The sequence below is a fragment of the Butyricicoccus sp. AM27-36 genome (genome assembly GCF_003480945.1).
In the GTDB taxonomy this organism is placed as follows: domain Bacteria; phylum Bacillota; class Clostridia; order Oscillospirales; family Butyricicoccaceae; genus Agathobaculum; species Agathobaculum butyriciproducens.
The window spans coordinates 344-7,843 of the sequence record NZ_QUJR01000022.1; the positions used below are offsets into that span (position 1 = coordinate 344).

Here is a 7,500-nt window from a genome sequence, read left to right on the forward strand (position 1 = left end):
ACATCGCCGCGCCGCAGCTGCGCCCGCAGCCTGTCCCATTCCGGTCGGTCCATCTTGGTGCCGGTGAACGTGTCCGTGTAGATTTTTTCCGCGCCCGCCGCCGTCAGCGCCGCCTGCTGCGCGTCCAGACTGTTGCCGTCGCGCGCCTGCGTTTTGGTGGATACTCTCGCGTAGCCGAATATCATGCCAATCCCTCCGTTTTCACGGTTTTGACACCGCGAGTTTTGAATATAGGTTTTGATACATCTATTATAACTTATGACGCTGAGTTTTGCAACCGATGGCAGAAGTTTTGAATTTTGAACCCTGCCCCCGATTTTTCGGTCCATATTTTGAAGTCCTAAAGCCGAAAATCATGCGGTAAAAAACGCCCTCTCACAAAGGCGGTAGTACCGTCTGTGTAAGAGGGCAAAATAAAACTGCGATTTGATGATCATTTGCGCGTGCAAACTATACTGTCAATACGCCTTCGTATTCTCACCGGAACATCTGAAGTCAGACAATATTTCAAAGCAAAAATGGTTCAAGCTGCCGAAAGGGCTTTCTGTGGTGACCATTCACTGCAAATCACCGCGCTGCTGCCGAGGCGGACAAGCAAGCCGGACTGTCGTGTTTCTATCTGCGGAAGCTTACCAAAATGGTAGCGGCGCTGTATCTATGTGTATTTTACGCTTTTTTGAACGTTATTCAAGAATGTTGTGTATGTGTATACTAGGTCTGTCTACGTTTCTACCGCTCTTTCAGATACGAATAGACCTCGTCCCATTCCTGTTCGGTAGTATCCTTATGCGGCATTTGCGCCAGCAACAACTTCAGCTGCTCGTGTTTCTCTCCGTCCAGAAAAGGCAGATCGGACACATACTCACACCCCAGATGCAGGCACAGCTGTTTCAGTATCATATCCGGTGTTCGGCGCAGCGGCAAAGGATGAAAAGCAAGATCGTTCCTTGAACTGCCCCCCAAAAGTTATACAATCTTTCAAAGTAAAAATTATTCAAGCTGCCGAAAGGGCTTGTTGTCTGTGAACCGCAGGCGGCAAGCCCTTCAATTTTGCCTTGATTCTGCGATTGTTGTAATAGTCCAGATAATCAATGAGTTCCTGCTTGAAGTGCTCCATAATCCTGCCGTGGCTGTTCACTTCAAATCAAATCTCCGTCCGGTTTCACTGTAGCTCAATTTCTCATTGAGCATCGTTTCGACTACCAGCTTCTTAAACTCCGGCGTGTACCGTTTGTTCGGTTTTCCTCTTGATATAATAAATCACCCCATCTGTTAGATAGTATATCATACTGTCTAACAAATGGGGTGCTGTTCAGAAACGTTTTAACTTTATAACTTTTTCGAAAAGATGGAACTGTAGCAGATAGGGAATGCCCATTCAGCGTTTGTTTTTTTGCTTCTGCAGAAGCGTTTTTTGAATTTCTGTCAGATATTCATTTGGAAACGTTGCGTGATATCTGGTCGAATGCTATACTGAAGACAACATATATTTCATGGTGTTCTGATGCGCCCATACTATGGATCGGTTCATGGAGGCTATGCGGGAGCTGTACCGCTGCTGATGAGGTATGCAAAATGGCGAACGGTTTTATAAATAGTGTAAAACCGAAAGAGGGCATTTTTGAGAAGTTATCTTGCGGTTTTTGTATAATACTCGGGCAAGGCTGACAGATGTAGCGAGATTTCCTACTGTAGTTAACCATGCTTTGAGCCTTTGCGTGTTGAGTAGAATTTTTAAAAAATTATAAGTAAAGTTTACTTAACAAAAACCTGCAAACATGTTATAATAAAATCATATAAGTGGATGGAGGAGGGGGAGCTGTGACAATTCGAGAAATTGCAGAAAAATTGGGTGTATCACCGGCAGCAGTATCGCTTGTGTTAAATAATAAGCCTGGCGTAGGAGAAAAACGGCGACAGCTCATACAAAATGCCCTGCGGGAAAATGGATATCAATTACGTTTTCCTGAAAAAAAAATACTTTCTCAGCAGATTTGTATTATTAAATGCCGTGCTTCTCATCAGAATGATGAGTTTTCCATTCTTGTATTGGACGCCATTGAGGAATATGCGAACCGTGCCGGCTATACCGTATCATTGGTGAATATCACCAATGATACATATGAACAAAAAATTGCAGCATTGGATTTGGAAAACCTGTGTGGAATCATTTTTTTTGCAAGCGATATGCAAGAAAAATGCTTACAGTATACCATGCGTATTCCGCTGCCCAAGGTATATTTGGATGGCTGCTTTTCTGATCGCTCTATAAATACGGTTAATATTGATCAGCGGTTAATTGCTAATATGGCAGCAGAACATTTGCATAAACTCGGCCATGTTGATATTGGCTATTTACGGTGTGTGCCAACTCGTAGCGATCTTAAACAACGCTTTATTTTTTTTAAAGCAGCTGCCGAACGATTGGGCTTGAATATTATGGACAACTTCGTATTTGACATTAATAGTACATCAGAAAATGTAGAGCGAGTAATCATACCAGCGTTTACAGATTCATCCTTGCATCCAAGTGCAATTTTTTGTGAAAGCGATGTAATTGCAGCAAAATGCATTCAAAATTTACTCCAATTAGGGATTTCTGTTCCGGAAGACATATCTGTAATAGGAATTGATAATACCCGGATTGCGCTATTCTCTTCTCCGACCTTGACCGTAATTGATGTTAATGCACGCGAATTAGGACGAATGGCGATAGATCGTTTGCAGCAGATTCTTGCAGATCCGTCGCGGGCTATAGTGCATAGTTACATCGAGCCATTTTTAGTGCAGCGAGAATCTACCTGTAGAAAAAGAGCATAAAATGGAGATGCATCATATATGGTGCATCTCCATTTTCTTATTCTGAAAGCAGATTACAACATTGGATGATTAAACGAAAATAACTTAAAACTATTGTTCAATTGAACGATTGTGTTTAGCTTGTTTAGTTATTATACTAAATGCATAAGTTAAAGATAAGTAAATTACAAATAGATCGGAGGAATATCACATGACAGTACTTCAAGTTGGTGTGATTGGAACCGGAGCAATCGGTCGGACACATATCGAAAGATTGACCAATCACGTTACGGGCGCACGCGTTGTTGCAGTATCCGATATCAATCAGGAGACTGCACAAAGTGTTGCAGCACAGTACGGGGCCAAGTGCTATGCACAGGGCGAGGATTTGATTCGTGATCCTGAGGTGCAGGCTGTTGTAGTTTGCTCGTGGGATCCGACACATGAAAAATATGTACTGGCTGCGATTGAAGCAGGTAAATTTGTTTTCTGTGAAAAGCCTTTAGCAGAAACCGCAGATAGTTGCCGAAATATTGTTAAGCAGGAAATGGAAAGCGGAAAACATTTGGTTCAAGTCGGTTTTATGCGGCGATTTGATACCGATTATCGCGCAATGAAGGCTCGACTGGATTCCGGCAGCATGGGAGCGCCATTGATGGCACATTGTGTCCATCGCAATGCAACTTCAAATTCGCAGTATGAAACGAAAGTTAACGTAACGGGTACTGCGATTCATGAGATTGATGTTATGCGCTGGCTGTTAAATGATGATATCGTAGCCGCAAAAATTGTTCAGCCACGTGTATCTAAGTATGTGAAAAACGGGCAAAAAGATCCGCAGATCATCGTATTTCAGACGAAAACCGGTATCATTATCGATGTAGAAACTTTTCTGCATTGTCAATATGGATATGATATTCAGTGCGAAGTAGTCGGCGAAGAGGGAACTATCCGTCTGCCGGATCCCGCACAGGTAATTGTTCGTCAAAAAGCAAAGTGCAGTTTTGATATTTTGGAGGATTGGCGATATCGCTTTATTGATGCATATAATATTGAATTCCAAAGCTGGGTCAACAACACGAAGGCTGGCATCGTAGATGGACCGACTGCATGGGACGGTTACGCTGCGATCGCAGTAGCAGAAGCCTGCCTGAAATCTCGAGAAACCGGTAAATGGGAAGCAGTGCATATTGAAGAAACACCGGAATTTTACCTTATATAATATCAGTTATTCTCCGCAGATGCGGACAAGAAGATAAAGAGAAATGAGAAAGGACGAGTATTATGAAATTAACGAAACGTTTACTGGCAGTCACTTTGGCAGGTGGACTTCTCGCAGGTGCTTTGACTGGCTGCGGAAACGCATCTACACCAGCGGAAAACAGTCAGGCGGATAGCAGCACTTCTAAGAGCGATAATCTGAAGATTAGTGTTATTTTAAACACGCTGTCTTCGGAATATTGGGGATATGTTTCGGCTGGTGCTAAAGCATACGGTCAGGAACATGGTATAGAGGTCAATGTGCAGGGTCCTCCGTCTGAAACATCGTATGATGAGCAGCAGAATATGATTGAAACCACGCTGACATCAGGCGATTACGATGGTATGGTCATTTCTGCATTGCAAGCTGATACCGCAAAAACACTCGTTTCAGGCTCGAAACTTCCAATTGTATCGGTAAACAGCCGCCTGGATGCACCAGAAAGTTTAAGTTTTGTGGGCACTGGTAACGAAGCTGCAGCAGCCGAAGGTGCTAAAGCAGCTGTTGAATTAGCAAAGGCTCGCGGTTGGACAGAAATTAAGGCAATTAATATCGCAGGTGTACAGGGTGATCCCACCCATGCTGAACGTACAAACGGTTTTAAGGAAGGCGTCGAAAACGCAGGCGGCACATTCCTGAGCAATGAAACGCAGTATGCGGATTCTCTGGCGGATAAGGCAGTTACCTCCATGGAAGGCATTATGCAGATGCATCCGGAAGGTATCGCTATTATCCTTTGCAATAATGACGATATGGCTATTGCAGCAGCAAGAACCGCGCAAAGCAACGCAGCATATAAGAATACTGTTTTCTGTGGTTTTGATGGCATTCAGTCGGCTTGCGAAAGCATTATTGAGGGCGTAGAAACGATGTCTGTTGCACAGGATCCCTATGGTATGGGTTATAAATCTGTTGAAGCATGCGTTAAAGCAATCAATGGAGAAAAGCTGGACGAGTTTATTGATACCGGTTGTTCTGTTATTACCCAGGATAATGCACAGAAGCAGTTGGATACGCTGAAGGGTTATTTGAAATAAGGTTTTACAACTCTCTCTTTTCTGATAATGAAGTCCCTTTTAGGGACTTCATTATCACATTATATGAATATAGTCGTATTGGTTTGATACTGCACAGATATCCGACTATAAATTTTACACATGTGGCAAGAGGTGCGTTATGAAAATTAAAATTGGTTTAGTTGGTTTAGGCGAGGCTGTACAAGCACTTCATATGCCAGCATTAGAGCAGCTCCGGGATCGTTATGAAGTAACGGCTGTAGCCGATGCTTCGCGTGGGACAACTGATTATATTGCAGAAACATTTCATATTCCGCATCGCTTTTATGATGCGGATGAGTTGCTGTGCAGTGATACGGTTGATGCCGTTATTTTATGCAGTCCGGATGCTTATCACGCACAGCAGGTGCAGACTGCATTGCAGAATGGCAAGCATGTTTTTCTGGAAAAGCCAGCAGCATTGTGCTTGGAAGATTTGGAAGATATGATTGATGTAGCAGAAAAACACCGTGATTTGACAGCAATGGTTGGCTATGTACGCCGATATGCGGATCCATTTCGTAAACTGAAGCAGTTATTAGCAGAAGATCCTCGCCCGGTAGAGTATCTGCGGTGTCGTACGCTGGTATGCGAAGCACCGTTTTATTTGAAACAAACACGAGGAATTTTCCGAGGGAAAGATATTTCACCAGAAATGATTTCTGAAGGTAAACAACTTCGAACTGAGCAAATGAAAAAAGCATTAGGAGAAAATCCATCTGATGCACTGCAGAATACTTATACTTATGTAAACTGTTCCGGTGTCCATATTCTGTCAGCTGTGCGTGATCTGGTCGGTTCGCCAAAGCGAGTCGCACGTTCTTTTGCAACGAATGAAGGAAAGCGTATTGCTGCACTGTTGGAATACGATAATTTTATGGGCGTATTTGAATATGTCAATGACCAGTCTGTTGCTGCCTTCGACGAGGCCATTGAGATCTTTCAAGGCAATCGAAAGTTTCTGCTGAAATTTGAAAGTCCCTACATTCGTAATCTGCCGGTAACATTAGAGATGACAGAAACAATCGGACTGGAAAATAAAAAAACGATTTTCGGACCTTGGTACACGGATAATTTCCGCAATGAACTGATCGAATTTGCAAATTGTATTACCAACAAAACATCTCCGATGACTCCTCTGGCAGACGCGCGCGCAGATTTGCTGCTGGCACAGGAAATAGCGCAAAAGAGCATTGATTGATGGGGGATTGCAGATGAAAAAACTGATATACGGAATGGTCGGTGGCGGCATTGGTTCCTATATTGGTGCAATGCACCGCCGGGCTATTGCATTGGACGGGACGGCTGAATTAGTTGCAGGCTGTTTCTCTCAGACGCGTGAAAAAAGCTTACAATTAGCTGAGCAGTTATATGTAGAACCCGAACGAGTCTATGCAGATTACGAGACGATGGCTCAAGCAGAGGCTGCACGCGAAAACGGCATTGATTTTGTCGTTGTATGCACGCCGAACAGCTCTCACTATGTGATTTGCCGTGCTTTTCTGAATGCGGGAATCCATGTAGTTTGCGATAAACCATTGACCATTGAAAAGCAACAGGCTGTAGCGTTAAAGCAGTTGGCCGATGCTAAAAATTTGATTTTGGCAGTAACCTATTCTTATACGGGACATGTGACCTTGCGTGCAGCCAAGGAAATGATTGCAGCCGGAGCAATCGGCAATATCCGCATGATTATGGCGGAATATCCATTAGGCTGGCTGTCTAAAGCCGGCGCGGGCGGAAAACAGGCCTGGCGCTTGGACCCGACGCAAAGCGGTAAATCTGCCTGTATGGCAGATATCGGTACCCATATCGAAAATGCGGTACATACCATGACTGGTCTGAAAATTAAGCGCTTACTTGGCAAGCTGGATACAATGGTTGAGGGCCGGCAATTAGATGATAACGGCGTTGTTTTATGTGAATATGAAAATGGTGCAACCGGTGTATATTGGGCATCTGTTGTAGCTACGGGCATGGATAATGCTTTAAAAATTCGTGTTTTTGGTGATAAGGGAACCATAGAGTGGGAGCAGGAAAACTGCGAAGAACTGGTATTAATCGATGAAAACGATACCAAGCATATCTATAAACGCGGTTCTGCACTGCTGCCTCAAAGCGCAGCACAGGAATGCCGTACACCCGCAGGTCATCCGGAAGGATATTTGGAGGCACTTGGTAATCTGTACTGTAATATTGCGCGAGCAATTCGTCAGGGAAACTCCGAAAATTGTCTGTTCCCTAATGCTGATGATGGTATTGAAGCAATAAGTTTTGTCGATAAGGTAGTAGAAAGTCATCTAAAAGGGAATATATGGATTTGTATGGAGGATTGAAGATGGCAGAAATTAAAATCGGTCTGATCGGCGCTGGCTGGATGGGCAA

At 43.7% G+C, this 7,500-nt stretch carries 7 protein-coding genes and 1 pseudogene; 5 read left to right on the forward strand and 3 right to left on the reverse strand.

Annotation, left to right across the window (positions count from 1 at the left end):
* The 3 genes and pseudogenes from DW724_RS15050 to DW724_RS15060 form a co-directional block, all read right to left on the reverse strand.
* Positions 1-185, reverse strand: a 185-nt coding sequence (locus DW724_RS15050) for a recombinase family protein (protein ID WP_158580392.1), incomplete at its 3' end; no start/stop codon positions are given.
* 544 nt (positions 186-729) lie between these two features.
* On the reverse strand, positions 730-900 hold the full coding sequence (locus DW724_RS15715) for a hypothetical protein (RefSeq protein ID WP_158580389.1): 171 nt from the start codon (positions 898-900) through the stop codon (positions 730-732).
* Between the two features lie 94 nt (positions 901-994).
* A pseudogene (locus DW724_RS15060) lies at positions 995-1,117 on the reverse strand (IS3 family transposase); the annotation flags it as partial.
* Positions 1,118-1,821: 704 nt separating this feature from the next.
* On the opposite strand from DW724_RS15060, the gene DW724_RS15065 reads away from it, so the two are divergent.
* The 5 genes from DW724_RS15065 (at position 1,822) to DW724_RS15085 (ending at position 7,451) form a co-directional block, all read left to right on the forward strand.
* The gene (locus DW724_RS15065) at positions 1,822-2,820 is read left to right on the forward strand and encodes a LacI family DNA-binding transcriptional regulator (RefSeq protein ID WP_158580391.1); all 999 of its coding nucleotides are present in this window, start codon (positions 1,822-1,824) and stop codon (positions 2,818-2,820) included.
* A gap of 190 nt (positions 2,821-3,010) precedes the next feature.
* Positions 3,011-4,021 (forward strand): Gfo/Idh/MocA family oxidoreductase, encoded by a 1,011-nt coding sequence (locus DW724_RS15070; protein ID WP_118762031.1) that lies wholly within the window; start codon positions 3,011-3,013, stop codon positions 4,019-4,021.
* A gap of 62 nt (positions 4,022-4,083) precedes the next feature.
* Complete coding sequence (locus DW724_RS15075) at positions 4,084-5,097, forward strand: sugar ABC transporter substrate-binding protein (RefSeq protein WP_118762032.1); 1,014 nt, start codon at positions 4,084-4,086, stop codon at positions 5,095-5,097.
* Positions 5,098-5,236: 139 nt separating this feature from the next.
* Positions 5,237-6,316 carry a Gfo/Idh/MocA family protein gene (locus DW724_RS15080; protein ID WP_118762033.1) on the forward strand — a complete coding sequence of 360 codons (1,080 nt, stop codon included), beginning with the start codon at positions 5,237-5,239 and terminating at the stop codon, positions 6,314-6,316.
* A gap of 13 nt (positions 6,317-6,329) precedes the next feature.
* A complete protein-coding gene (locus DW724_RS15085; RefSeq protein ID WP_118762034.1) occupies positions 6,330-7,451 on the forward strand; it encodes a Gfo/Idh/MocA family protein in 1,122 nt (373 codons plus the stop codon).
* The last annotated feature ends 49 nt before the right edge of the window (positions 7,452-7,500 follow it).

Bases quoted from the DNA above. Each gene is read 5' to 3' on its own strand.
- DW724_RS15715 (WP_158580389.1), bottom strand. From the start codon at position 900: ATGATACTGAAACAGCTGTGCCTGCATCTGGGGTGTGAGTATGTGTCC.
- DW724_RS15070 (WP_118762031.1), top strand. From the start codon at position 3,011: ATGACAGTACTTCAAGTTGGTGTGATTGGAACCGGAGCAATCGGTCGG.
- DW724_RS15075 (WP_118762032.1), top strand. From the start codon at position 4,084: ATGAAATTAACGAAACGTTTACTGGCAGTCACTTTGGCAGGTGGACTT.
- DW724_RS15080 (WP_118762033.1), top strand. From the start codon at position 5,237: ATGAAAATTAAAATTGGTTTAGTTGGTTTAGGCGAGGCTGTACAAGCA.
- DW724_RS15085 (WP_118762034.1), top strand. From the start codon at position 6,330: ATGAAAAAACTGATATACGGAATGGTCGGTGGCGGCATTGGTTCCTAT.